The organism is Paraburkholderia nemoris (genome assembly GCF_905221015.1).
Taxonomy (GTDB): Bacteria; Pseudomonadota; Gammaproteobacteria; order Burkholderiales; family Burkholderiaceae; genus Paraburkholderia; species Paraburkholderia nemoris.
Genome location: NZ_CAJNBO010000015.1, coordinates 110227 through 135339 on the forward strand (window position 1 = coordinate 110227; position 25113 = coordinate 135339).

Genomic DNA, 25113 nt, shown 5'->3' on the forward strand with positions numbered 1-25113 from the left:
ACGTCGTCCAAACTGGCGCGTCAGTGCGCTGCCCACTGGATCGTCGAAATATCGATCCCGTCCTTGTGCATTTCCCACAGCGGCGACAAGTCGCGCAGCTTCGAAATCTTGGTCTTCAGCAGGTTGATCACGTAATCGACATCCTGCTCCGTCGTGAAACGGCCCACCGTGAAGCGGATCGAGCTATGCGCCAGTTCGTCGTTACGACCCAGTGCGCGCAGCACATACGACGGTTCCAGCGAAGCCGACGTGCACGCCGAGCCCGACGACACCGCCACGTCCTTCACCGCCATGATCAGCGATTCGCCTTCGACGAAATTGAAGCTGATGTTCAGGTTGTGCGGCACACGCTTTTCCATGTCGCCGTTCACATACGTTTCTTCCATCTCCGACAGGCCAGCCAGCAGACGGTCGCGCAGCATGCGGATGCGTTCGTTCTCCGTCGCCATTTCTTCACGCGCGATACGGAACGCTTCGCCCATACCGGCGATCTGGTGCGTAGCCAGCGTGCCCGAGCGCATGCCGCGCTCGTGACCGCCGCCGTGCATCTGCGCTTCGATGCGGATACGCGGCTTGCGACGCACGTACAGCGCGCCGATGCCCTTCGGACCATACGTCTTGTGCGCCGAGAACGACATCAGGTCGACCTTCAGCTTCTGCAGATCGATCGCGATCTTGCCGGTGGCTTGCGCCGCGTCGACGTGGAAAATGATGCCCTTTTCACGGGTGATCTCGCCGATCGCCTCGATGTCCTGGACCACGCCGATCTCATTGTTCACCGACATGACCGACACCAGAATCGTGTCCGGGCGCAGCGCTGCCTTGAACTTTTCGAGGTCGATCAGGCCGTCGTCCTTCACGTCCAGATACGTAACTTCGAAGCCTTCGCGCTCGAGTTCCCGGCAGGTGTCGAGCACAGCCTTGTGCTCGGTCTTCACCGTGATGATGTGCTTGCCCTTGCTCTTGTAGAAGTGCGCCGCACCCTTGATCGCGAGGTTGTCCGACTCCGTGGCGCCCGAGGTCCAGATGATCTCGCGCGGATCGGCATTCACCAGCGCGGCGACGTTCTCGCGCGCTTCTTCGACCGCACGCTCCGCGGCCCAGCCATACGAGTGGCTGCGCGATGCGGGGTTGCCGAACTGCTCGCGCAGGTACGGAATCATCTTGTCCACCACGCGCGGATCGATCGGCGTCGTCGCGCTGTAGTCCATGTAAATGGGCAGGTGGAGAGTGTCGTTGTTCATCAATTGCTCCGGGGACGTCATTGCTCTGGCTTCTGGTTTCCTGATCAGGCTGCGGTGCGTTCAGATTGCCGCGCCTAGGAACCGGCCATGTTGAAAACTGAATTAGGCCCTTTCGGCACGACGCGCGCGGGTTCGACCGCCGGCGCCTCGTTGCGCCGGTCGCGCAACACCGCCGGCGCGCCTTCGCGCGAACGCTGCTGATCGACCAGATCTTTCAGGGACACCGAATCGAGGTACTCGACCATTTTCTGGTTCAGCGTGGACCACAATTCGTGCGTCATGCAGTGGCCGTCGTGCTGTTTGGTGCCCTCGCACGAGCCCTTGCCGCCGCATTGGGTGGCGTCGAGCGGTTCGTCGACCGCGATGATGATGTCGGCGACGGTCACATCTTCAGCGCGGCGGGCCAGATTGTAGCCGCCGCCCGGTCCGCGCACGGACTCGACGATTTCGTGACGACGCAGCTTGCCAAACAGCTGCTCGAGATAGGACAGGGAGATATGTTGGCGCTGGCTGATACCCGCAAGCGTCACCGGGCCCTGCTCCTGGCGCAGTGCCAGGTCAATCATCGCCGTGACGGCGAAACGGCCTTTCGTGGTGAGTCTCATATGTGTGGGAACCGCAATTCTCGACAAGTTTGGTCAAGTATAAATACATGACTGAATTAGTCAAGTATCCCTATCGTGATTTGGGTCATTTGCTTAATTGCTGGATAAGCCGGTCCAGACCTCGGCGATGACCCGCCAGTCTTACGTGATCAATTGGGGGCGCAACGCTGCGATCAGTCCGCGGCAGGCTGCTTCGCATTGATCCAATACCTGTTCGAACCCTTCGGCGCCGCCGAAATAAGGGTCGACGACTTCGCGGGCGCCGCCCCAGCGGCCGTCCGTCTCAGGCACGAACTCCATCAGCAGACGGATTTTGTCGCGCTGCTCCGCCGGACAGATCTGGCGCAGCGCGGCGACGTTTTTGTCGTCCATTGCGATCAGCAGATCGAAACGCTCGAAGTCGGCTATCGCGATCTGGCGGCCGCGCAAGGCGGCCAACTCATAACCCCGCCGCCCGGCCGCATGCTGTGCGCGGTCGTCAGGCGGTTGGCCGATGTGCCAGTCGCCCGTGCCCGCTGAATCGATCAGAATGCGCTCCGCCAGTTTCGCCTCGTCGACCAGACGACGCATCACACCTTCCGCAGTCGGCGAACGGCAGATGTTCCCCAGGCAGACAAAGCAGACGGACACGGTTTTCATCAGAGGCTTTCGGACGCTTAAACGCCCGCGGATCGGCAGTTAGGAAACGGTGGCGCGATTATACAAAGGTCGACCAGATCGCGCCGGAGGCTACGCGCGCTTAGGACGCCGCTTAAGACGCTTCGGCCGCCGGCATTGCCGTGACGGCGTGCATCGGTTTGGCCGGCAACGTCGTCGTGTTATCGACCATGCCGTACGACACGGCGCGCGCCAGTTCCGCGGTCAGTTGGTCAGCGGCGAGCGGGGCCTGCGAGGCGCGCGAAGCCGCGTCGCCACAAATGTGCAGATAGGCTGCCGCAGCAAGCGGCACAACGATGGCGAGGGGCCAGTACACCGATATTGTCTTTTTCATGATGTGGTTTCTTCCGATTAGGGGCTCGTGAGCTCGTGACGCACTATGCCCAGTCGAAATGCTATAGGAATTTACAATCGAGAAAAACCTACTGGCGCGAGATACAGCGTTGCGCTGGATGGAACAGTCCATTAACTGGTCTGCCACGCGCGACGCTGACCTGTGTCATGGCATGAAAAAGAAATCCTTACAAACACATACAAAGCTGGCGCGACGGTTGGCGATAATAGCTGTCTTACAAACATGAAATCTTCGCACTGGTCCTTCCAATGAAACGTATTGCTCCACTCGCCGGCCTCACGCTCGCTGCTGCATTGCTTGGCGGCTGCGCGGTCTACCCGGACGGCACGCCGATGGCCGGCAACGGCTACGGCGGCGGTTACAGCGGCTATGACGGTTACGACGGCTATGCCACCGGCGTGCCGGTTGTGCCGCAAACCAACGTGTACATGGGCTACAGCAATTACTGGGGGCCCGGCTACTACGACGGGCCGAGCCGCTATTACGGGCCGGGGCCCGGGTATCGGGGCTACCCAGGTTATCCGGACCGGGGGCGGCCGAATAACGGCAACGATGGAAACAACGGAAACCGGGGCGACAACGGCGGCTGGCGCGGTCAGCCGAACGGAGGCGGCCAACATGGGGGGCCGCCGCCTCAAGGTGCGGTTGGTGGACCGAGAGGCCCGAGTGGGTCTAGTGCGCCACGGCCGGGCGCCGCCAGCCCGCCGCCCCCTCCGCCACAGCAGGCAGGCAATAACGGGGGACGCGGCAATGGAGGGAATCCACAGCCCAGAGGCGGTTACACCCGCCAGCCAGACATGACAAACCATTGATCCGGCAACGACGGGGGCAGGACCAGCCCCGCGAACTACAACAACAGTGCCGCTCACTCAGCCAATATGGCTGCGTTGAGCGGCATACAACTCTCTGAAGGTGCGGCCGACCGGCGCCGGCATATCGCGCGTATTGGTCCAGCCCGCTCCACCCAGCGGCAACCTGGCAATCGAACGATTTCGCCCGCCCATTCTTTCCAGCACGCGAACTGCCAGCTTGGTGAAGAGCGCATAAGCATCCGGGTGCAGCGCGAGGAAACCCCACACGGCGAGCCCTGCCCGCTCGCGCCACGGCCGCAGATGCCGCTCGACCTGCTTCTCGCGCAACTTGCGCAGCAGATCGGACAACGGAATGCCGACCGGACACACGCTGTTGCACTCGCCGCACAAAGTCGCCGCCTGAGGCAGATCCAGCGCTTTGTCTATCCCGACGTAGCTTGGCGTCAGCACCGACCCCATCGGCCCCGGATAAACCCAACCGTAAGCGTGACCGCCCACCTTCTGATACACCGGGCAGTGATTCATGCACGCGCCGCAACGGATACAGCGCAGCATGTCCTGGAAGTCGCCGCCGATCAGCCCCGTGCGCCCGCCGTCGACCAACACCACGTACATATGCTCGGGACCATCCTGGTCGCCCGCGCCGCGCGGCCCGGTCAGCACCGAAAAATAGTTGGACGTCGCCTGACCAGTCGCCGAGCGCGGCAGCAGACGCATAGCCGTCGCGAGATCTTCCAGCGTGGGCAACACCTTTTCGATGCCGGTCACCGCCACATGCACGCGTGGCATCACCGTGCACATGCCCTCGTTGCCCTCGTTCGTGACCAGCACGACCGAGCCCGTCTCCGCCACCACGAAGTTGCCGCCGGTCACGCCCATGTCCGCAGTCATGAAGTGCGGACGCAGCATTTCGCGCGCTTCTCGGGTCATGTCGGTGATCTCGGTCAGACGCGGCCGGCCGTGCGTTTTCGCGAACAGGTCGGCGATCTCGTCCTTATCCTTATGGACGACCGGCGCGATGATGTGGCTGGGCGGCTCGTTGTCGTTGATCTGGAGAATGTATTCGCCCAGATCAGTTTCGATCGATTGCACGCCCATCTGCCCGAGCACTTCGTTCAGACGCATTTCCTCGGTGACCATCGACTTGGTCTTGATCACCTTCTTCACCTCGTGCCGGCGCGCAATATTGCCGACGAGGCGCGCGGCCTCCTGCGTCGTCTCGGCGAACAGGACCGTGACGCCGCGCCGGCTCGCTTCACGTTCGAAGGTTTCGAGCCACACGTCGAGATTTTCCAGCGCGCGATTGCGGCGCTCCTTCAGCGCGGCGCGGGTGGCGGGGAAATCGATCGCGGTCATGGCCGCGGCGCGGGCCGACACGAACTTGGTCGACAGCTTGGTCAGGTTCTGCTGCAGACGCTGGTCGGCGAGTTTCTGGCCCGCACGGGCCTTGAAATGCATCGATTGAACTTGCATGGCGGCCTTGAGCGTATTCGGATGAAAGCGCGAATGAAATGCGCAAGCGAAGAGCGAATCAAATAAACGAATGACGCGCGCGAAATGGCGTGTACCGAATCAACCGCCCGCTTTGGGCGTTGCGACGATCGTTACGCGTCGCCGGCCAGCACCTGGGCGATGTGCAGCACACGTGTGGCAGTATCGCCGGTGCGCCGCAAGCGGCCTTCGATATTGAGCATGCAGCCGAGGTCGCCGAGCACCACCGTGCCGGCGCCGCTCGCGCCGATATTCGCGCATTTCTCGTCGACGATTGCCGTGGAGATATCGCCGTACTTGATCGCGAAGGTGCCGCCGAAGCCGCAGCAGTGCTCGCAATCCTTCATTTCAGTCACTGCCACGCCCACCTGCGCCAGCAGCGCCCGCGGCTGCGTTTTGACACCCAGTTCGCGCAGCCCCGAACAGGAATCGTGGTACGTCACCTGGCCCGCAAACTCACCGGGCTGCAATTGGACCTTGGCCACATTGACAAGGAAATCAGTCAACTCGAACACTTTGGCGCGCAACCGTCCGAAGCGGTTCATCAGCTCCGGATCGTCGGCAAACAGATCGCCGTAATGCGCGCGGATCATGCCGCCGCACGAACCGGACGGCACCACGACATAGTCGAACTGTTCGAATTCGCGCAGCGTTTTCTCGGCTAGATCGCGTGCGATGCGCCGCTCACCCGAGTTGTACGCGGGCTGCCCGCAACAGGTCTGCGCGGGTGGCACCACCACCTCGAAACCGGCGCCTTCGATCAGCTTGATGACCGAAAAACCAATCTCCGGACGCATCAGGTCGATCAGGCAGGTGACGAACAATCCGACTCGCATGGGCCCTCCTCCGGGAAAACGTCCCTGATTATCCGCTGTTTGCCGCACAATACCAACGGCCGGAAGGCATAGGACGAATGCCACGTTAAATTGGAATAGACGTTCCAACTGCTTTCCATCTTTTCACAATACGGGATACAATCAATTTCCGCTGTTTGACGCGTCAACCGATTCCTCCCCATGAGCGATACGAACCCGGATCCCAAAACTTCGATCCAGGTGATCGAACGCATGATGCGCTTGCTCGATGCACTCGCTGCGCATAGCGACCCGGTCAGCCTGAAAGAACTCGCCATCCGCACCGAGCTGCACCCGTCCACCGCGCACCGCATCCTGAACGACATGGTGATGTGCCGGCTGGTCGACCGGTCGGATCCCGGCACGTACCGCCTTGGTATGCGCCTGCTCGAACTGGGCAATCTGGTGAAGGCGCGGCTGTCAGTACGCGACGCGGCGCTCACGCCGATGCGCGAACTGCACCGTCAAACCGGCCAGACTGTAAACCTGTCAGTACGCCAGGGCGACGAGATCGTCTATATAGAACGCGCCTACTCCGAGCGCTCCGGCATGCAGGTGGTGCGGGCGATCGGCGGCCGGGCGCCGCTGCATCTGACTTCGGTGGGCAAGCTCTTCCTCGCCGCGGACGAATCGACCCGCGTGCGGGCCTACGCCACGCGCACCGGGCTGTCCGGCCACACGCAGAACAGCATTACCGATCTGACCAAACTCGAACGTGAGTTGTCGCACGTGCGCCAGCAGGCCTGCGCGCGCGATAACGAAGAACTGGAGTTGGGTGTGCGCTGCATCGCAGCGGGGATCTACGACGACACCGGCAAACTGGTTGCGGGCCTGTCACTGTCGGCCCCGGCGGATCGCCTGCAGGATTCGTGGTTGGGGCAGCTCAGCCAAACGGCGCTGTTGATTTCCGCGTCGCTTGGTTATCGCCCTCAGACGCCGCACGAGCATACGCATCCCCAGCACGCCTAAGCGGGTGACCGGCGCGTCTTCCGATGCAATAAAAAAGCCTCGCATCCGCGAGGCTTTTTTTCTGGCCGGTTCGAAAACCAGCCGCTTGACCATGCTGGCGTGCTTCAGGTGCCCGCGCCGCCAGCATCCGCGCTGGTAATGCGCGGCTGATCGCCACCATTATCGAGCCACGTACGTAGACGCGTCGCGTCCGCAAAGCGCGAGTACTTACCCGACGAGTCGAGCAGCACGATGATCATCGGACGACCGTGAATGGTCGCCTGCATCACGAGGCACTCGCCCGCTTCGTTGATGAACCCGGTCTTTTGCAGACCGATGTCCCACGTCGGATTACGCACCAATGCATTCGTGCTGTTGTATGCCAGCGAACGCTTGCCCGTGTACACCTCGTAGCTGTGATCGGTCGAGAACTTGCGGATCATCGGATACTGATACGCCGCATTGACCATCTTCACGAGGTCGCGCGCGCTCGAAACATTCTGGCTCGTCAAACCCGTGGGGTTTTCAAAGTGCGTGTCGGTCATGCCGAGTTGCTTGGCCTTCGCGTTCATTGCCGCGAGGAACGCCGGACGCCCGCCCGGAAAATAACGCGACATCGCCGCGGCCGCGCGGTTTTCCGAAGCCATCAGCGCGATGTGCAGCATGTCTTCACGCGACAGTACCGAGCCCACCGACAGACGCGAGCCGGTGTTCTTCTCGTAGTCGCGGTCTTCGTCGGTGACTTCGATCTGATCGGTCATCGGCTCTTTCGAATCGAGCACGACCATCGCGGTCATCAGCTTGGTGATCGACGCGATCGGCACCACGGCGCGCGAATTCTTGTCGAACAGCGATTCACCGGTGTTCTGATCGATCACGTAGGCAACGCTTGAACGCAGCATCAGCGCGTCCGGCGTGTCATGCAGACCGAAAGCCTGGCCAACGCTAGGCGGACGCGGTTCGTACGCGACGCGGCGCATCACCGAGTGATGACGGCCGTTCGACGAATAGGTCACACGCTTGCGCTTGACGCTCGTGCGCGGCGCGTCGTCACCGGCGGCAGCGGCCACGTTCGCAGCGGCGCCTTTGGCGGCCTTCTTGCTCGACACTTTGTCGGCGGAGGCCGCGGCAGGCTTTTTGGCCGCTTTCGCGTGTTTGGAGGTTTTTGCCGTGGCGGCGGGCGTGGCGGCAAAAGTGCTGACAGGCGTGGCGAACGCCGCTGCGATGACCATGGAGACGGCCACCGACAGAGCGGTGCTGCGAGCCGCGCCGTGGATCACTTTTAGCGACGAAAACATGTCGGTTTTCATGGGTGTTCAGTAGGGAGCGGCGAGAGGTTTCCGCAAGTGTAGTAAAACAACGAAAAATTAGCAATTTGAAGCACTTATACGCGCTCCTTAAACCGGCTTGTAAGCTCCGATCGCAAAAACACAAATAAGTGCCGCGTTTCGATCGAAAAAAACGATCGCCAACGCGCTTCGCCTCGCCTTTGCCGCCTAATGCCGGAATCGAGCCGATTCTTTCAGCATAACGGCAATTTCGAGACAACCTTGATCAGGGGAAATACGGTCAGAGCGCAGGCATGCAAAGCCTTGCCGGCGCGCCGGAACATCGGAACGTCGAGCGGATGCTGCTGCAGGCTGTTAAACACCTGCTGGAGACCGCCAACGCGCATTCGACCGGCATAGAGCATTAACGTTCCGTGACACTTTCTGGTTTACACAGGGATGGGCAATCGACAGGTTTTTTGTCAAACGCCGATTTGCCCTGCTACCCGCGCCGCACCTCATCTCGCGGTCAAAATCGCTCCTGAAATCGGTAACAAATGCGGATTTATCCTGCACCAGCGCGGTGCGACAGGCAAATCGACCTGCGTCAACCGAACGTCATGCTCGCCGCATAACGTATTGTTTTGTCAGCAATTTCTTAACATTGTGCGACGCACAAAAAACACTTGACATTCGTTAACACCATCCTAAAATGGGAACCATTGCTGCGATGCACAAAACATCGCGGTCCGGGGAGACGATCTGAGAGCGTCTCGCCACCAACCCAATGCGGTCCGCACAGACAGACCGCGATCCAGGAGCGTAAACCATGACTCTGCTGACCCCTGAGCAATTCGCTGCAGCCCAGAAAGCCAACTTTGAAACGCTGTTCGGCCTGACGACCAAAGCATTTGAAGGCGTCGAAAAGCTGGTTGAACTGAACCTGCAAGTCGTGAAATCGACGCTCGCGGAAAGCCAGGAAAATGCCCAACGCGCCCTGTCGGTAAAGGACGCGCAGGAACTGCTGGCACTGCAAGCTAGCCTCGCACAGCCGGTGGCTGAAAAGGCGCTGTCGTACGGCCGTCACGTATATGAGATCGTTTCGGCAACGCAAGGTGAGTTCACCCGCGTCGCAGAAGCCCAATTCGAAGAGCAAAACCGCAAGGTCCAGTCGCTCGTCGAAAACGTTGCGAAGAATGCCCCGGCCGGTTCGGAAACCGCTGTCGCCGTGCTGAAGTCGGCAATCACCGCCGCCAACACCACGTACGAAACGGTCCACAAGGCAACCAAGCAAGCTGTCGAAATCGCTGAAAGCAACTTCAATGCAGCCGCAACGGCCGCATCGAAGGCAGCATCGCAAGCCGCTGCACAAGCATCGCGCTCGGCAAAGAAGGCAGTCTAAGTTTCAAGCCGCACATCACGCCGGCCCCGCCTCACGGCAGGGCCGGCGCGATTGCAGCAACAACATGCAAGCAACTGCGTCGTGCCGTTGCCGCTCACACGGTTTCATCTGGCCGAACGCTCCGATACGTTGAATAGCGTATCGTTTGCCCGGCGAAAGGCCGGGATTTTTTTTCCCGCTGCCTGATATGCGCGGCGCATGTTGCCAAACGCTCTACGCTGCTTGCTGCATAAAAAACGGCGCGCCCTTTGCGGGGCGCGCCGTTTTTTTCCGTCTGCTTCTTCGTTCGAACCCGCCTGCATGCAGGCGGGTTCGGCAGCATTACTTCTTTTTCTGCGGCGGCAAGTCGGTGCAGACGCCTTCGTACAACTCGGCAGCCATACCGATCGATTCGCCGAGCGTCGGGTGCGGGTGAATCGTCTTACCGATATCCGTTGCATCCGCACCCATCTCGACCGCGAGACACACTTCGCTGATCAGGTCGCCGGCGTTCAAACCGACAATCCCGCCGCCGATCACGCGATGCGTTTCTTCGTCGAACAGCAGCTTGGTGAAGCCTTCGTCGCGGCCGTTGGCGATGGCGCGGCCCGAAGCGGCCCACGGGAACACCGCCTTGCCGTACTTGACGCCTTCGGCCTTCAGCTGATCTTCCGTCTTGCCGGCCCACGCCACTTCCGGATCGGTATAGGCTACCGACGGAATCTGCAGTGCATCGAAGTACGCCTTCTCGCCATGAGCCACTTCAGCGGCGACGTGAGCTTCATGCACGGCTTTGTGCGCGAGCATCGGCTGACCGACGATATCGCCGATCGCGAAGATATGCGGCACGTTGGTGCGCATCTGCTTGTCGACGTCGATGAACCCGCGATCCGTCACAGCCACGCCTGCCTTGTCCGCGCCGATCTTCTTGCCGTTCGGCGTGCGGCCGACGGCGACCAGCACGAGGTCATAGCGTTGCGCTTCGGCCGGGGCCTTTTCGCCTTCGAACGACACGTAGATACCGTCGTCTTTTGCTTCCGCTGCGGTGGTTTTGGTCTTCAGCATGACGTTGGCAAAACGCTTGCTGTTGTACTTTTCCCAGACCTTGACCAGATCGCGATCCGCGCCGGCCATCAGGCCGTCGAGCATTTCGACCACATCGATTTGCGCGCCGAGCGTGGCATAGACCGTCGCCATTTCCAGACCGATGATGCCGCCGCCGATCACCAGCATGCGTTGCGGAATCTGACGCAACTCCAGCGCACCGGTCGAATCGACCACCCGCGGATCTTCCGGAATGAACGGCAGCTTCACCGCTTCCGAGCCTGCGGCGATGATGGCCTGCTTGAACTTGACGACCTTCTTGCCAGCGTCCGTCACGACTTCCATGTGATACGGATCGACGAACGAGCCGGTGCCCGTCACGACTTCGACCTTGCGCATCTTGGCCATGCCGGCGAGACCGCCGGTGAGCTTCTTGACGACGCCCGACTTGAAGTCGCGCAGCTTGTCGAGATCGATTTGCGGCTTGCCGAACGTGATGCCATGCGAGCCGAGCGCTTCCGCTTCATCGATAACGAGCGCCGTGTGCAGCAGCGCCTTCGACGGGATACAGCCGACGTTCAGACAGACGCCGCCGAGCGTGGAATAACGTTCGACGAGCACCGTCTTCATGCCGAGATCGGCCGAACGAAACGCAGCCGAATAACCGCCGGGACCCGAACCAAGCACGAGCATGTCGCACTCGATATTGGCGCTGCCGGAGAAGCTACCGGCTTGCGGCGCGGGCGCTGCCGCTGCCGCTTTGGACGCAGGCGCAGGCGCCGGTGCAGGCGCTGCTGCCGGAGCGGGCGCTTTCTCAGGCGTCTTGGCCGGTGCTGCGTCTGCGGACGTTTCGACTAGCGCGATGACCGTGCCTTGCGAGACTTTGTCGCCGGCCTTGATGCGTACTTCCTTGACCGTGCCGGCGGTATCGCTCGGCACTTCGATGGAGGCCTTATCGGACTCGAGCGTCATCAGCGCCTGCTCGTTCTCGATGACATCACCCGGTTTGATATTGACTTCGACGACATCGACGTCCTTGAAGTCACCGATATCCGGCACTTTTACTTCGACGAGACTCATAGTGTCCCCTTCTCTTATTGATCGTGATGAGACGAAGAACCAGAAAAAAAAGGGCCTAAAAGCAGGCAGCGCGGCGAACAGCAACATCCTTTGCTGTCCGCCCAAGGACGCGCCTTTCTTTTGCCTACTTTTCTTTGGAAGACAAAGAAAAGTAGGTGCCGCCCCGCACAGGGGCAACGCTAATAGACCACTAAGAAAGCAGGTTCTACAGAGAGACGCGGATAAACAGAAAAAACAAACAAAACCCGCGCCCCGCGCAACGCCATCACCACATCAAAGAATCACACGCCGAAAATCGGCAAGAATCGCACCCAGATACGCATTGAACCGCGCCGCCGCAGCACCATCAATCACCCGATGGTCATACGACAACGACAGCGGCAGAATCAGACGCGGCACAAACTGCTTGCCATCCCAAACCGGCTTCATCGCGCCACGCGACAAGCCGAGAATGGCGACTTCCGGCGCATTGATAATCGGCGTGAAGTTAGTCCCGCCAATACCACCCAGCGAAGAAATCGAGAAGCAGCCGCCTTGCATCTGATCCGGCTTCAGCTTGCCGTCACGCGCGGCCTTCGACAACTCGGTCATTTCCTTCGCGATGTCGATCAAACCCTTCTTGTCCGCATCGCGAATCACCGGAACGACCAGGCCATTCGGCGTATCGGCAGCAAACCCAATGTGGTAGTACTGCTTGAACACCAGGTTGTCGCCGTCGAGGCTCGCATTGAACGTCGGGAACTGCTTCAAGGCAGCAACCACCGCCTTGATCACGAACGCCAGCATCGTGAACTTCACGCCGGCCTTTTCGTTTTCCTTGTTCAACTGCACGCGCAGCGCTTCGAGATCGGTGATGTCCGCTTCGTCGTTATTCGTGACGTGCGGAATCATGACCCAGTTGCGATGCAGGTTCGCGCCCGAGATCTTCTTGATGCGCGACAACGGCTTCGGATCGACCGGGCCGAACTTGGTGAAGTCGACCTTCGGCCACGGCAGCAGATTCAATTCGCCGCCACCCGCAGCAGCCGGCGCAGCAGCGCCTGCCGGTGCAGCGCGTTGCCCCGTCATCACACCCTTGATGAAGCCGGTCACGTCCGCTTGTGTAATACGGCCCTTCGGACCCGTGCCCTGCACCTGCGTCACGTCGACACCGAGTTCGCGCGCGAACTTGCGCACGGACGGCGAAGCGTGGCTCGCGCGGCGAGCACCACCCTCACCAGCCTGAATCAGCGGCGCTTGGGCAAGCGCAGACGGTGAAGCCGGAGCGGGCGAAGGAGCAACCGGTGCGTCCGACGGCTTCTCGAGGGCTTCCTGCTTCGCCGCAGGTGCGGCGGCCGCAGCCGGCGCAGCCGCGCCATCCGCTTCCAGCACGACGATGACCGAGCCTTCCGACACGGTATCGCCGACCTTGACCTTCAGTTCCTTGACGACGCCGGCGGCCGAGCTCGGCACGTCCATGGTCGCCTTGTCGGATTCGAGCGTCACCAGCGACTGCTCTTTCTCGACGCGATCGCCGACCTTCACCGAGACTTCGATCACGGGAATGTCTTTGTAGTCGCCGATATCCGGCACTTTGACTTCCTGCAGACCACCGCCGGCAGCAGCGGGGGCAGGCGTAGCAGCCGGGGCTGCTGCAGGAGCCGGGGCAGCAGCAGGCGCCGGAGTCGGTGCGGCAGCGCCCGCGCCTTCCAGCACGACGATCAGCGAGCCTTCCGACACGTTGTCGCCAACCTTGACCTTCACTTCCTTGACGACGCCGGCAGCCGAGCTCGGCACGTCCATGGTCGCCTTGTCGGACTCCAGCGTAACGAGCGATTGCTCTTTCTCGACGGTGTCACCCGCCTTCACCAGCACCTCGATCACAGGAATGTCCTTGTAATCGCCGATGTCCGGCACCTTGACTTCGATCGCTTGACTCATTGTTAGTGTCTCCTGGGCCGCGCACGCCGCCCGCTCCTGTCGATCAGGAGCAGGCGCGCACGCCGTGGCACACGGGGAATGATGCCTTAGACGGTCATCGGGTTGGGTTTGGCGGGATCAAGGTTGTACTTCTTGAGCGCCTCGGCGACGACCTTGCGTTCGATCGTGCCTTCATCTGCCAGTGCATTCAACGCGGCAACCGTGACCCAGTAGCGGTCGACTTCGAAGAAGTGACGCAGCTTTTCACGCGTGTCCGAACGGCCGTAGCCATCCGTGCCCAGCACGACGAACTTCTGCGGCACGAACGCGCGGATCTGCTCGGTCAGCGCGCGCACGTAGTCGGTCGAAGCGATGACCGGACCTTGTGCGTCCTTCAGCAGCTTCTCGACGTGCGAGAGCTTCTTCTCTTCCGTCGGGTGCAGCAGGTTCCAGCGCTGCACTTCGTGACCTTCGCGAGCCAGTTCGGTGAAACTCGGCACGCTCCACAGGTCGGCAGCGACGCCCCAGTCGTTCTTCAGCAGATCAGCAGCGGCGATCACTTCGTTGAAGATCGTGCCTGCGCCCATCAGCTGAACGCGCGGTGCTTTCTTATCAGCATCGGCCTTCCGGAACGCGTACATACCCTTGATGATGTCGGCCGCTACAGCATCGCCCTGCGGAATCGCCGGGTGCTCGTAGTTTTCGTTCATCACCGTGATGTAGTAGTACACGTCTTCCTGGTCAGCAACCATGCGACGCAGACCGTCCTGCATGATGACCGCGAGTTCGTAACCGAACGTCGGGTCGTAGCTGATGCAGTTCGGCACCGAGGCCGCCCACAGCAGCGAGTGGCCGTCTTCGTGCTGCAGACCTTCGCCGTTCAGCGTCGTGCGGCCAGCCGTACCGCCCAGCAGGAAGCCGCGCGAACGCATGTCGCCCGCCGCCCATGCCAGATCGCCGATACGCTGGAAGCCGAACATCGAGTAGAAGATGTAGAACGGGATCATGATCTCGCCGTGCGTCGAGTACGACGTCGCGGCTGCGATCCAGTCACACATACCGCCGGCTTCGTTGATCCCTTCCTGCAGGATCTGGCCGGTTTCCGATTCGCGGTAGAACATCAGCTGGTCGGAATCTTCCGGCACGTACTTCTGGCCTTCCTGATTCCAGATACCGATCTGGCGGAACAGGCCTTCCATGCCGAAGGTACGCGACTCGTCCGGCACGATCGGCACGATGCGCTTACCGAGCGCCTTGTCTTTCAGCAGGATGTTCAGGATCCGCACGAATGCCATCGTCGTGGAGATCTCGCGGCCTTCGCCCGTGCCCTTCAGCAGCGGCTCGAATGCGTCGAGCGCCGGCACCGGCAGCGACTCGGCCTTCTGACGACGCGCCGGCAGATAGCCGCCGAGGTCCTGACGGCGAGCGCGCATGTACTCGAGTTCCTTCGAACCTTCTTCGAACTTGAGGTACGGCACGTTGACGAGGTCTTCGTCGGGGATCGGCAGACGGAACTGATCGCGGAATTTCTTCAGCTGATCGACGTGCAGCTTCTTCTGCTGGTGGGTGATGTTCATCGCCTGGCCGGCTTCGCCCATGCCGTAGCCCTTGATCGTCTTCGCGAGGATGACGGTCGGCTGGCCCTGCGAGTTCGAGGCTTCCGAGAACGCTGCGTAGATCTTGTGCGGATCATGACCGCCGCGGTTCAGGTTCCAGATGTCTTCATCGGACCACTCGGCAACCAGCGCCTTCAGTTCAGGCGTATTGAAGAAGTGTTCGCGAACATACGCGCCCGACTCCGACTTGTACGTCTGATATTCGCCGTCGACGACTTCCATCATCCGGCGCATCAGCGCGCCCGATTTGTCGCGTTGGAACAGCGCATCCCAGCGGCTGCCCCAGACGACCTTGATGACGTTCCAGCCGGCGCCGCGGAATTCGCTTTCGAGTTCCTGGATGATCTTGCCGTTACCGCGCACCGGACCATCGAGGCGCTGCAGGTTGCAGTTGATCACGAACACGAGGTTGTCGAGGCGTTCGCGACCGGCCATGCCGATTGCGCCGAGCGATTCCGGTTCATCCGTTTCGCCGTCGCCGAGGAAGGCCCAGACCTTGCGGCCTTCGGTCTTCGCAATGCCGCGCGCCTGCAGGTACTTCATGAAGCGCGCCTGATAGATCGCCATGATCGGGCCGAGGCCCATCGAGACGGTCGGGAATTGCCAGAAGTCCGGCATCAGCCACGGGTGCGGGTACGACGAGATGCCCTCGCCGCCCACTTCCTGACGGAAGTTGTCGAGCTGGTTCTCGGTCAGACGGCCGAGCAGGAACGCGCGCGAGTAGACACCCGGCGACGAATGGCCCTGCACGAACACGAGGTCGCCGCCATGTTCAGCCGACGGTGCATGCCAGAAGTGGTTGTAGCCGACGTCGTACAGCGTGGCAGCCGACGCGAACGAAGCGATGTGACCGCCGACGTTCGTGTCCTTGCCCGCGCGCAGCACCATGGCGATGGCGTTCCAGCGCGTGTACGAGCGAATCCTGTGTTCGAGGTCCTGGTCGCCGGGAATCGGCGCCTGACGCGACACGGGAATCGTATTGATGTAGGGGGTGTTTGCAGAGAACGGGAGATGTTCGCCGTGTACACGGGCGAATTCGATCTGTTTCTCGATCAGGTAGTGAGCGCGATCGGGGCCCACAGCAGAAATCACGCCATCCAGCGCTTCCAGCCATTCGCCGGTTTCCTGGGGATCGTCGTCTTTTTCGGCAGCGACATATTTCATGACTTCGTCGGGTACAGCGGACATGCTCGTCTCCTGGATATAGAGGAACGCTCTTTGAACAGACGACGCGGACGAAGCACGGCCGCGGCAGCTTCGGCCGATTGTAAAAGGGGTCCCGACGTCTGCGCAACAAAAATTTCGAATCACGAGATCGATTCTCATAATGCGGAAAATTGTTGCGGCGCAACCTGATTTGACTGCCGATCGACCGATACGTCGGCTAGTTTGCGCCGAATAACGGTTCTTTCAGCGCTTTTTTGCGCCATTTGCTAGTGACTCGCTGCGCTACAATGCCACGCATGTTGACCGAACGGCTTTTCGCTCGCTCGGCGCGCACCGCTGGTTCGCCGGCGGATTCGACGCCGTCCTCCCGCTGGCACCACGGACCGTGGTGGTCGAACTCCTATTTGCTCACGCCGCTGCTGTCGATCCTGGTTTTCCTGGTCGTCATGAGCCTGATTCTGTGGAGCCTGAACCGGCGCGAACAGCAGCAGCAGGAAGACACGCTTTATCGCAATGTCGCATGGGCGCAGCAGCAGATCCGCCTGTCCATGACGGGCGCGCAGGAACAGATTCAGGCTCTCGCCCGCGATCTCGTCGCCGGCCACGCCGATCCGCATTCATTCCAGGTGTCCACCACGGACATCATGCAGGGGCATCCCGAGATCCTCTACATGAACTGGTACACGAGCCTGCAGCAACCGCGCTGGCCCAATACCGCACTCCCCGTGTTCGGCCAGCGTCTCGCCAAGCCGAACGACGCGCAGATGGACGAAGCCGTCAAAGCCGCCTTCAACGAGGCGCGCAATACGCGCCGGCAGGTGTACTCACCGCTGATCTACGACGACCTCGGCAACGGCTACATCACGCTGCAGACGCCGGTCTACCGCGACCGTGACTTCCTCGGCACGATCGCCGCCGTGTTCTCGGTGGAAGGCATCCTGAAGCACGACATTCCGCCCGAGTTGTCGGCCAAATACAAAATCTCGATCATCGACGTGAACAACCGCGAGTTGACCACCACGTCGACCCGCCCGCGCCTGCCGCGCGACATGTTCTACGATCTGCCGCTCGACCCGCCGGGCCAGGGCGTCTCGGTACGCGTCTACGCGTTCCCGCAGATGACCAACTTCACCAACAACACGCTGGTCTGGCTGGTGGCCGGCCTGTCGTGCTTCGTGTTGTGGAGTCTGTGGAGCTTGTGGAAGCACACGCGGCAACGTTTCGAGGCGCAGCAGGCGCTCTACGCCGAAGCGTTCTTCCGGCGCGCAATGGAAAACTCGGTGCTGATCGGTATGCGCGTGCTCGACATGCACGGCCGCATCACTCACGTCAATCCGGCCTTTTGCCGCATGACTGGTTGGGACGAAAGCGATCTGGTCGGCAAGAACGCGCCGTTCGCTTACTGGCCGCGCGACGCCTACCCTGAAATGCAACGTCAGCTCGACATGACGCTGCGCGGCAAAGCCCCCTCTTCAGGCTTCGAATTGCGGGTGCGCCGCAAGGACGGATCGCTCTTCCATGCGCGCCTCTATGTGTCGCCGCTGATCGACAGCTCGGGTCGTCAGACCGGCTGGATGTCGTCGATGACCGACATCACCGAACCGAAGCGCGCGCGCGAGGAGCTCGCCGCCGCGCACGAGCGCTTCACAACCGTGCTCGAAAGTCTCGACGCCGCCGTTTCCGTGCTGGCCGCCGACGAAGCCGAGCTACTGTTCGCTAACCGCTACTACCGCCATCTCTTCGGCATTCGCCCGGACGGCCATCTGGAATTGGCGGGCGGCGGGTTCGATAGCGCACAGGCGTCGTCCGATTCGATCGATATGGTGGATGCGTACGCGGGTCTGCCGGCTGCCGCGTTGACCGAAAGCACTGCCGACGCGCAGGAAGTCTACGTGCAAAGCATTCAGAAGTGGTTCGAAGTGCGCCGCCAGTACATCCAGTGGGTGGACGGCCACCTCGCGCAAATGCAGATCGCAACCGACATCACCACCCGCAAGCAGGCTCAGGAACTCTCGCGTCAGCAGGACGAGAAGCTGCAGTTCACTAGCCGCCTGATGACGATGGGTGAAATGGCCTCCTCGCTCGCGCACGAACTGAATCAGCCGCTCGCCGCGATCAATAACTATTGCTCTGGAACCGTGGCACTGGTTAAATCCGGTCGGACGACGCCTGACAATCTTCTGCCTGTGCTCGAGAAAACTGCCCAACAGGCGGTGCGGGCTGGCATGATCATCAAGCGCATTCGGGAGTTCGTGAAACGCAGCGAGCCGAAACGCCAGGCCACGCGCGTGGCCGATATCGTCGCCGATGCCGTGGGTCTCGCAGAACTCGAAGCGCGCAAGCGCAAGATTCGCATCGTGACCGATCTGCGCTCGCGCCTGCCGGTGATTTACGTCGACCCCGTGCTGATCGAGCAGGTGCTGGTGAACCTGCTGAAGAACGGCGTCGAGGCCATGCACGATGCGCGCCCGAATGCGGTCGACCCGGTGATTCGCGTCGTCGTGCGACTGGAAAGCGGGTTTGTCTGCATCAGCGTCGTCGACCAGGGACCGGGTGTCGACGAAGCGACAGCCGAGCGTCTGTTTGAACCGTTTTACAGCACCAAGTCCGATGGTATGGGCATGGGGCTGAATATTTGCCGTTCGATTATCGAATCGCACCGCGGCCGTCTGTGGGTGGTCAACAACGTCGAATCTGACGGCCACATCACAGGCGCCACGTTCCATTGCAGTCTGCCCATTGGAGAGCCTGACGGCCCGAGCAACGGCGGGTCAGAGGCGCCGAAACCACAAACCGTTACGGGAGAGATATGAACAGCCCAGTCACCACACAGGAAACGGTATTTGTTGTCGACGACGACGAGGCCGTGCGAGATTCGCTGCGCTGGCTGCTGGAGGCGAACGGCTACCGCGTGCAATGCTTCTCTAGCGCCGAGCAGTTTATCGACGCATGGCAGCCGCATACGCATCCGGGCCAGATCGCGTGTCTGATTCTCGATGTGCGGATGTCCGGCATGAGCGGGCTCGAGTTGCAGGAACGCCTGATCGCCGACAACGCGTCGTTGCCGATCATCTTCGTGACGGGCCACGGCGATGTGCCGATGGCTGTGTCGACGATGAAAAAAGGCGCCATGGACTTCATCGAAAAACCGTTCGACGAAGCCGAACTGCGCAAGCTGGTCGAGCGCATGCTCGACAAGGCGCGCAGCGAAAGCACCAGCGTGCAGCAGCAACGCGCTGCGGCAGAACGACTCGGCAAGCTGACCGCGCGCGAACACCAGGTGCTCGAGCGCATCATCGCCGGCCGCCTGAACAAGCAGATCGCCGACGACCTCGGCATCAGCATCAAGACGGTTGAAGCGCACCGCGCGAACATCATGGAAAAGCTCAACGTCAACACGGTCGCCGATCTGCTGCGACTGGCGCTGTCGAACAAGCCGCAAACGGCGCAGTAAACATAACGACCGCGGCGCGGCCCGCGGCTCGCTATTGCGTTTCAACGGCCGGACTGTCGAAAAGTCCGGCTTGTTCCATTCCCCTGCCTTCCCTTTCCCCGCTTCGCAACAGCGACGCGCGGCATGGCTCGACGCGTGCGCATCCGCACGGCACCCTCATCGGCTAATCATTACGCATTACTCAGCAAACGCTTACGCTGCGCAGCAATAACTTCTTTCCTCCGACAAGATTGACAAGGTTGACTGCGCCCCTTAATTTACAAAGAACTCCTCAGCAGGAATCTTTGATGCCCGATGAACGCAGGACTAATGTGCTGTCGTTGTCGTATGTGGCGTCGCCATGTGGTGAAAATCAGTTAAAGCGGTTCGGCCGTCTTGCTGAGGCATCAGTCATATCGAACGGTTCAGGCAAAGCTGAGCCGACCTTTACTCGCGTTATTCGCTGCCTTCTCCATTCCATCGCGCCGAATCAACGCAGCATGCGCTGCGCATCGACCTCGCGCGTCTAACGCAACCGGGAGGATTTCATCGTGAAACGATCCGGAACACACCGTTCGCGTGTGTTGCTTGTTTGCGCCGCACTTGCGGGCGCACCACTCTTCGTCGGTCTGGCCGTGCCGAGCGCGGCTTACGCGCAAAGCGCCGCGAAGCTGTCGAACCAGCAACTCGATTCGCTAACCGCACCCATCGCGCTCTATCCCGACGCACTGCTCGCGCAGGTGCTGATGGCCGCCACCTTCCCACAAGACGTACAGGCCGCGGCCGCATGGTCGAAGGCAAACTCGAAATTGCAAGGCGACGACGCCGTCAAAGCGGTCGCGTCCGAACCCTGGGACCCGAGCGTGCAGTCACTCGTCGCCTTCCCGCAGGTCCTCGCGACCATGGCGTCGAAACCCGATTGGGTCTCGCAACTCGGCAACGCCTTTCTGGCCCAGCCAAACGACGTGATGGACTCCGTGCAACACCTGCGCAAACAGGCTCAAGCGGCGGGCAATCTGAAAACGAGTTCACAGCAGAAGGTCGTAGTCGAGCAAAGCACGATTCAGATCGTGCCGGCCAATCCACAAGTGGTCTACGTGCCGACATATAACCCGACTGTCGTCTACGGGACATGGCCCTATCCCGCCTACCCACCCGTGTATGTCCCGCCGCCGCCCGGTTATGCAATCGCAAGCGGCCTGGCGGCCGGCCTCGCGTTCGGCGCCGGTGTCGCGGTTGCCAATTCGCTGTGGGGTGGCTTCAACTGGAACACGCACGACGTCAACATCAACGTGAACCACTACAACAACATCAATGTGAACAACCGGCTCAACGTGAATAGCAGCACGACGAACTGGAACCGCAATACCAACGTCAATCGCAACGTCAACAACGCGAACATCAACCGCAACGTCAACAACAACCTCGGCAGTGCGCAGCACGATGCCTATCGCGGACGTGACGACGCCGCTCGTGCCCAGGCGCAGCAGACCTTGCAGAACCGCACCGGCCAGAACCTGAGCGGCAATGCGAGCCAGCGCGTGCAAGGGATTCATCAGGGCGGCACGCAGAACGCCGATTTGCAGAACCGCGCGCAGAACGCCAATCGCGATAACGCGTTACGCGGCGCCGGCGACGGCAATGCCGCGCGGCAGGACACGCAACGCGGCGAGGCAAGCCGCAACGCAGCCGCGAACCGTTCCGGCAGCGGCCTCGGCGCCAACGGCGGCGGCCAGCAACGTACAGGCGGTGGTCTCGGTGCAAACGGCGGCGGCGTCCAGCGCGGCGGCGGTGGTGGCAACTTCGGCGGCGGTGGTGGTGGCGGCAGACTGGGCGGTGGCGGCGGCGGTGAGCGCCACCTCGGCCGCAACCGTTGAACGATCAAGAGGAGTCTCTGATGATTCGCTTATTCCCACGCGGCGCCTTGCGCGCCCACGTTCTGACACTCGCCGTCGCCCTCGGCACGACCGGCACCCTGCTGATGGCGCCGGTACTTCTGCTCGGCACGACCGCCGCACACGCGCAGGCGGTCTATCCCACTGCCGACGACGCTGCCAATGCGTTCGTCGACGCCTTGTCCCGCAACGACGAAGGCGCGCTCAAACACGTACTCGGCAACGATTTTCATCGCTACATTCCTTCCGAAGGAATCGGCGAGGACGACATCTACCAGTTCCTCGGCGCATGGTCGAAGGGGCATCAGATCATCGAAGATCCAGCGAAGAGCAAGGGTCGCGCAACCGCGCATCTGGCGGTCGGCGACAGCGGCTGGACCTTGCCGATTCCGCTCGTGCAGGCTGGCAAGGGTTGGCGCTTCGATCCGCCCGCCGCGCAGGACGAGATGCTGACGCGCCGCATCGGCCGCAACGAACACGCGGCGATCCTGACCTCGCTCGCCTATCTCGACGCGCAGAACGACTATCACAACCTGACCCAGCACTATGCACAGCGCTTCGTCAGTACGCAGGGCCAGCATGATGGCCTGTATTGGGCGACGGCGCCCGGCGAAACGGAAAGCCCGCTCGGACCGCTCGCCGCCACCATGCCCAACGGCACCCTGCCGAAAGAGGCCTACCACGGCTATCACTACCGGATCCTGACGGCGCAAGGTGCGCACGCGAAGGGGGGCGCGCAGAACTACGTCGAGAACGGCGTGCTGACCAAAGGGTTCGGACTGATCGCCTCGCCGGCCGAGTACGGCAAGACCGGCGTGATGAGCTTTATCGTCAATCAGGACGGTCAGGTCTATCAGAAGAACCTGGGGCCGCAATCCGCGCGTGCCGCGGCCGCCATTAAATCGTTCGACCCGGACGATAGCTGGCAGGCCGTGCAGGAGTAGCGGGAAAAGTCGCTCGACGGTTGGAGGCATCGCGGATTCCGGCGCGCCCGCTCGCCCGGAATCCGCACATGGCATGGCATGCCGGGCCGGTATAATGACGGACTTTGCAGCGCTGCTTATCCCTGATTCGCGCCGCGCGCTTTTCATGTGCCGACCCGTTTCCGGTGAAAAGCGCCATCGCACGTGCCGCGTACGCGCGTCTGCGCCCTGCTCCGCTTTCCAAACCGCCCTTCTCGACCGACCATGACAGCCAAACTGATCGACGGCCTAGCCCTTTCCAAGTCCCTGCGCGCCGACGTCGCCACGCGCGCAGCCGCCCTCACCGCCCGCGGCCATCAGCCGGGCCTCGCCGTGGTGCTGGTCGGCGACAATCCAGCCAGCGAAGTCTATGTGCGCAACAAGGTCAAGGCGTGCCATGACAACGGCCTCGGTTCGTCGTTCGACCGCTATCCGGCCGATCTGCCGGAAGCCGAGCTGCTGGCGCGCATCGATGAACTGAACCGCGATCCGCGCATCCACGGCATTCTGGTGCAACTGCCGCTGCCGCCGCATATCGACAGCCACAAGGTGATCGAGGCGATCGCCCCGGAAAAGGACGTCGACGGTTTTCACGTCGCCAATGCCGGCGCGCTAATGACCGGCCGCCCGCTGTTCCGTCCGTGCACGCCGTACGGCGTGATGAAAATGCTGGCGGCCTACGAGATTCCGCTGCAAGGCGCGAACGCGGTGGTGATCGGCCGCTCGAACATCGTCGGCAAGCCGATGGCGCTGCTGCTGCTCGAAGCGGGCGCCACCGTGACGATCTGCCATAGCAAGACGCGCGATCTGGCTGCCCACACCCGCAACGCCGACGTGGTGGTCGCCGCCACGGGCCTGCGCAACATTCTCACGGCAGACATGGTGAAACCGGGTGCGGCCGTGATCGACGTCGGCATGAATCGCGACGAAGCCGGCAAGCTGTGCGGCGACGTCGATTTCGCGGGTGTCAAGGAAGTGGCCGGCTACATCACGCCGGTGCCGGGCGGCGTCGGTCCGATGACCATCACGATGCTGCTGGTTAATACGATCGAAGCCGCCGAGCGCGAAGCGGCGGCGAAGGCGCAAAGCTGAGGGCTCATGCCGGTGAGATGATTTCGCCGGCATGCAAACCTTTGGACTCCAGCGTCAAACCAGGGTAGTAAGCGCCGGTTGCAGACACCGGCCGGCGCAAAACAGGACACTCACCGCGTCGCTATCTCAGCGCCAAGCGCCGTTGACCGGCGCGCAAGACGCCCGCGGCACCACTTCAGCACCGGTTGCTCCACAAAGTGCCACGACAGCGCCGCGCACAGCAGGATGAACGGCGCGGCGATCAGCACCGCCGTCACATGGCTCAACTGCGGCGCGATATTCGCGACGCATTGCTGCACCATAAAACCGTACAGATAAATCCCATACGAGTAATCGTGGCGCGGCACGAAGCGCCGCAAGAGCGGCGTCGCGCCCACCCATAGCACGCCGTAAACAAAAGCCAGATAGAAAAGCGGTTGAGCGCCGGCCGTGTCGCGGAACACCAGAAACACCATCACCAGCGCGAGCGCGGTCAGGCCGTTGATGTCGATCCTTTCGCGCCAGCCATACAGCAGCATCCCAAGCATGAAAAACGGCTCCGGCCAGAACGAATAGCCGCTGGGCGTTTCGCTGAAATCACGCAGGCCGATCTCCAGATGCGGCAGATGCACGCGCAAAACGAACGCGACGCACCCGAGCGCCGCCGCCAGCGCCGCGCCCCGCGCGCTGGACAGCAACCCCAGCATGCCGGTCACCATCACGATCAGATAGCAGCGCACTTCGAGCGGCAACGTCCACAGCGACGCGCAGACGTCGACGGGAAAGCGGTTGTGCTCGAATACACCAGGCAGCGCCCAGCCGGTTTTCAGCACGATGGTGGAAAAGTTGTCGAGGTTGGCCCACGTCATGCCGGAGGCGAAATAATCGCGCAGCGGCAGTGTCGTCAGCAGCGGCCCGACGATGAACACCGTCACCAGCGAGCCGCCCGCCACCGCTGGCCACAGGCGCGCGATGCGCAACACGGCAAAACGGGGCACCGACCGTTGCCGGTCGAAACTGGCGGTCACCAGCATGCCGCTTAGCAGAAAAAATGCATAGACGCCGAGTGCGCAGAAACCGTCGAAACCGAGCGCGTTCTGGACCCAATCCGTGGTGCCGTCGGGTGCCTGCAGCAGATACGAATGGCCATACACCACGGCGATGGCGGCAAGGAGCCGCACGAGATCGAAGTTGTTGCCGTTGCGCGATAGAGCGTGCGAAAGCGGGTTCATCGATACCTCTTAAAGAAAGCGTCACTAACGGGTGCCGACGCGCCAGAATGCGGCACGGCAGCAATTTGCACCGTTCGCTTTCGCACAGAGCGCCGCGGC

19 protein-coding genes are annotated in these 25113 nt (G+C 61.6%); 8 read left to right on the forward strand and 11 right to left on the reverse strand.

What is annotated here, in order from left to right; translation table 11 throughout:
- Positions 1–20 precede the first annotated feature (20 nt).
- The 4 genes from KHO33_RS23355 to KHO33_RS23370 form a co-directional block, all read right to left on the reverse strand.
- Entirely contained in the window at positions 21–1244 is a 1224-nt protein-coding gene (locus KHO33_RS23355) for an IscS subfamily cysteine desulfurase (protein WP_200565507.1), read from the reverse strand.
- Between the two features lie 74 nt (positions 1245–1318).
- Entirely contained in the window at positions 1319–1849 is a 531-nt protein-coding gene (gene iscR / locus KHO33_RS23360; protein ID WP_028199491.1) for a Fe-S cluster assembly transcriptional regulator IscR, read from the reverse strand.
- A gap of 141 nt (positions 1850–1990) precedes the next feature.
- The gene (locus KHO33_RS23365; protein ID WP_200565506.1) at positions 1991–2488 is read right to left on the reverse strand and encodes a low molecular weight protein-tyrosine-phosphatase; all 498 of its coding nucleotides are present in this window, start codon (positions 2486–2488) and stop codon (positions 1991–1993) included.
- A gap of 112 nt (positions 2489–2600) precedes the next feature.
- On the reverse strand, positions 2601–2840 hold the full coding sequence (locus KHO33_RS23370) for a hypothetical protein (RefSeq protein ID WP_093633558.1): 240 nt from the start codon (positions 2838–2840) through the stop codon (positions 2601–2603).
- 269 nt (positions 2841–3109) lie between these two features.
- Here KHO33_RS23370 and KHO33_RS23375 point away from each other — a divergent pair, with 269 nt between their 5' ends.
- Positions 3110–3673 (forward strand): hypothetical protein, encoded by a 564-nt coding sequence (locus KHO33_RS23375; RefSeq protein WP_200565505.1) that lies wholly within the window; start codon positions 3110–3112, stop codon positions 3671–3673.
- 57 nt (positions 3674–3730) lie between these two features.
- Here KHO33_RS23375 and KHO33_RS23380 read toward each other — a convergent pair whose 3' ends face one another.
- On the reverse strand, positions 3731–5146 hold the full coding sequence (locus KHO33_RS23380) for a lactate utilization protein B (protein ID WP_200565504.1): 1416 nt from the start codon (positions 5144–5146) through the stop codon (positions 3731–3733).
- A 131-nt stretch (positions 5147–5277) separates the two neighbouring features.
- Positions 5278–6000, reverse strand: coding sequence for a (Fe-S)-binding protein (locus KHO33_RS23385; RefSeq protein ID WP_054038014.1), 723 nt, complete (start codon positions 5998–6000; stop codon positions 5278–5280).
- 180 nt (positions 6001–6180) lie between these two features.
- Between KHO33_RS23385 and KHO33_RS23390 the strand changes: the two genes are divergently transcribed.
- The gene (locus KHO33_RS23390) at positions 6181–6987 is read left to right on the forward strand and encodes an IclR family transcriptional regulator (protein WP_200565503.1); all 807 of its coding nucleotides are present in this window, start codon (positions 6181–6183) and stop codon (positions 6985–6987) included.
- A gap of 104 nt (positions 6988–7091) precedes the next feature.
- On the opposite strand, the gene pbpG is transcribed toward KHO33_RS23390, so the two are convergent.
- Complete coding sequence (gene pbpG, locus KHO33_RS23395; protein ID WP_200565502.1) at positions 7092–8276, reverse strand: D-alanyl-D-alanine endopeptidase; 1185 nt, start codon at positions 8274–8276, stop codon at positions 7092–7094.
- A 787-nt stretch (positions 8277–9063) separates the two neighbouring features.
- On the opposite strand from pbpG, the gene KHO33_RS23400 reads away from it, so the two are divergent.
- Complete coding sequence (locus KHO33_RS23400) at positions 9064–9636, forward strand: phasin family protein (RefSeq protein ID WP_054038013.1); 573 nt, start codon at positions 9064–9066, stop codon at positions 9634–9636.
- A gap of 321 nt (positions 9637–9957) precedes the next feature.
- Here KHO33_RS23400 and lpdA read toward each other — a convergent pair whose 3' ends face one another.
- The 3 genes from lpdA to aceE all read right to left on the reverse strand — a co-directional run bounded on the left by lpdA (position 9958) and on the right by aceE (position 16442).
- Positions 9958–11739, reverse strand: a complete 1782-nt coding sequence (lpdA, locus tag KHO33_RS23405; protein ID WP_200565501.1) for a dihydrolipoyl dehydrogenase — start codon at positions 11737–11739, stop codon at positions 9958–9960.
- 273 nt (positions 11740–12012) lie between these two features.
- On the reverse strand, positions 12013–13659 hold the full coding sequence (gene aceF / locus KHO33_RS23410; protein ID WP_200565500.1) for a dihydrolipoyllysine-residue acetyltransferase: 1647 nt from the start codon (positions 13657–13659) through the stop codon (positions 12013–12015).
- A gap of 86 nt (positions 13660–13745) precedes the next feature.
- Entirely contained in the window at positions 13746–16442 is a 2697-nt protein-coding gene (aceE, locus tag KHO33_RS23415; protein WP_200565499.1) for a pyruvate dehydrogenase (acetyl-transferring), homodimeric type, read from the reverse strand.
- A 275-nt stretch (positions 16443–16717) separates the two neighbouring features.
- On the opposite strand from aceE, the gene fixL reads away from it, so the two are divergent.
- The 5 genes from fixL (at position 16718) to folD (ending at position 23803) form a co-directional block, all read left to right on the forward strand.
- Positions 16718–19234, forward strand: a complete 2517-nt coding sequence (gene fixL / locus KHO33_RS23420) for an oxygen sensor histidine kinase FixL (protein WP_054038009.1) — start codon at positions 16718–16720, stop codon at positions 19232–19234.
- Positions 19231–19875, forward strand: a complete 645-nt coding sequence (gene fixJ / locus KHO33_RS23425; protein ID WP_054038008.1) for an oxygen response regulator transcription factor FixJ — start codon at positions 19231–19233, stop codon at positions 19873–19875. Before fixL ends, fixJ begins: the two co-directional genes overlap by 4 nt.
- A 530-nt stretch (positions 19876–20405) precedes the next feature.
- A complete protein-coding gene (locus KHO33_RS23430) occupies positions 20406–21731 on the forward strand; it encodes a DUF3300 domain-containing protein (RefSeq protein ID WP_200565498.1) in 1326 nt (441 codons plus the stop codon).
- A 20-nt stretch (positions 21732–21751) separates the two neighbouring features.
- Positions 21752–22693 carry a DUF2950 domain-containing protein gene (locus KHO33_RS23435; protein ID WP_054038004.1) on the forward strand — a complete coding sequence of 314 codons (942 nt, stop codon included), beginning with the start codon at positions 21752–21754 and terminating at the stop codon, positions 22691–22693.
- A gap of 243 nt (positions 22694–22936) precedes the next feature.
- Positions 22937–23803, forward strand: coding sequence for a bifunctional methylenetetrahydrofolate dehydrogenase/methenyltetrahydrofolate cyclohydrolase FolD (gene folD / locus KHO33_RS23440; protein WP_200565497.1), 867 nt, complete (start codon positions 22937–22939; stop codon positions 23801–23803).
- Positions 23804–23913: 110 nt separating this feature from the next.
- Here the strand turns inward: folD and KHO33_RS23445 are convergent, their stop codons facing one another.
- The gene (locus KHO33_RS23445) at positions 23914–25014 is read right to left on the reverse strand and encodes an acyltransferase family protein (RefSeq protein ID WP_200565496.1); all 1101 of its coding nucleotides are present in this window, start codon (positions 25012–25014) and stop codon (positions 23914–23916) included.
- Positions 25015–25113: the final 99 nt, after the last annotated feature.

Excerpts from the sequence above, each read along its gene's own strand:
- KHO33_RS23355 (WP_200565507.1), bottom strand. The coding sequence starts at position 1,244 with ATGAACAACGACACTCTCCACCTGCCCATTTACATGGACTACAGCGCG.
- iscR (WP_028199491.1), bottom strand. The coding sequence starts at position 1,849 with ATGAGACTCACCACGAAAGGCCGTTTCGCCGTCACGGCGATGATTGAC.
- KHO33_RS23365 (WP_200565506.1), bottom strand. The coding sequence starts at position 2,488 with ATGAAAACCGTGTCCGTCTGCTTTGTCTGCCTGGGGAACATCTGCCGT.
- KHO33_RS23370 (WP_093633558.1), bottom strand. The coding sequence starts at position 2,840 with ATGAAAAAGACAATATCGGTGTACTGGCCCCTCGCCATCGTTGTGCCG.
- KHO33_RS23375 (WP_200565505.1), top strand. The coding sequence starts at position 3,110 with ATGAAACGTATTGCTCCACTCGCCGGCCTCACGCTCGCTGCTGCATTG.
- KHO33_RS23380 (WP_200565504.1), bottom strand. The coding sequence starts at position 5,146 with ATGCAAGTTCAATCGATGCATTTCAAGGCCCGTGCGGGCCAGAAACTC.
- KHO33_RS23385 (WP_054038014.1), bottom strand. The coding sequence starts at position 6,000 with ATGCGAGTCGGATTGTTCGTCACCTGCCTGATCGACCTGATGCGTCCG.
- KHO33_RS23390 (WP_200565503.1), top strand. The coding sequence starts at position 6,181 with ATGAGCGATACGAACCCGGATCCCAAAACTTCGATCCAGGTGATCGAA.
- pbpG (WP_200565502.1), bottom strand. The coding sequence starts at position 8,276 with ATGAAAACCGACATGTTTTCGTCGCTAAAAGTGATCCACGGCGCGGCT.
- KHO33_RS23400 (WP_054038013.1), top strand. The coding sequence starts at position 9,064 with ATGACTCTGCTGACCCCTGAGCAATTCGCTGCAGCCCAGAAAGCCAAC.
- lpdA (WP_200565501.1), bottom strand. The coding sequence starts at position 11,739 with ATGAGTCTCGTCGAAGTAAAAGTGCCGGATATCGGTGACTTCAAGGAC.
- aceF (WP_200565500.1), bottom strand. The coding sequence starts at position 13,659 with ATGAGTCAAGCGATCGAAGTCAAGGTGCCGGACATCGGCGATTACAAG.
- aceE (WP_200565499.1), bottom strand. The coding sequence starts at position 16,442 with ATGTCCGCTGTACCCGACGAAGTCATGAAATATGTCGCTGCCGAAAAA.
- fixL (WP_054038009.1), top strand. The coding sequence starts at position 16,718 with ATGTTGACCGAACGGCTTTTCGCTCGCTCGGCGCGCACCGCTGGTTCG.
- fixJ (WP_054038008.1), top strand. The coding sequence starts at position 19,231 with ATGAACAGCCCAGTCACCACACAGGAAACGGTATTTGTTGTCGACGAC.
- KHO33_RS23435 (WP_054038004.1), top strand. The coding sequence starts at position 21,752 with ATGATTCGCTTATTCCCACGCGGCGCCTTGCGCGCCCACGTTCTGACA.
- folD (WP_200565497.1), top strand. The coding sequence starts at position 22,937 with ATGACAGCCAAACTGATCGACGGCCTAGCCCTTTCCAAGTCCCTGCGC.
- KHO33_RS23445 (WP_200565496.1), bottom strand. The coding sequence starts at position 25,014 with ATGAACCCGCTTTCGCACGCTCTATCGCGCAACGGCAACAACTTCGAT.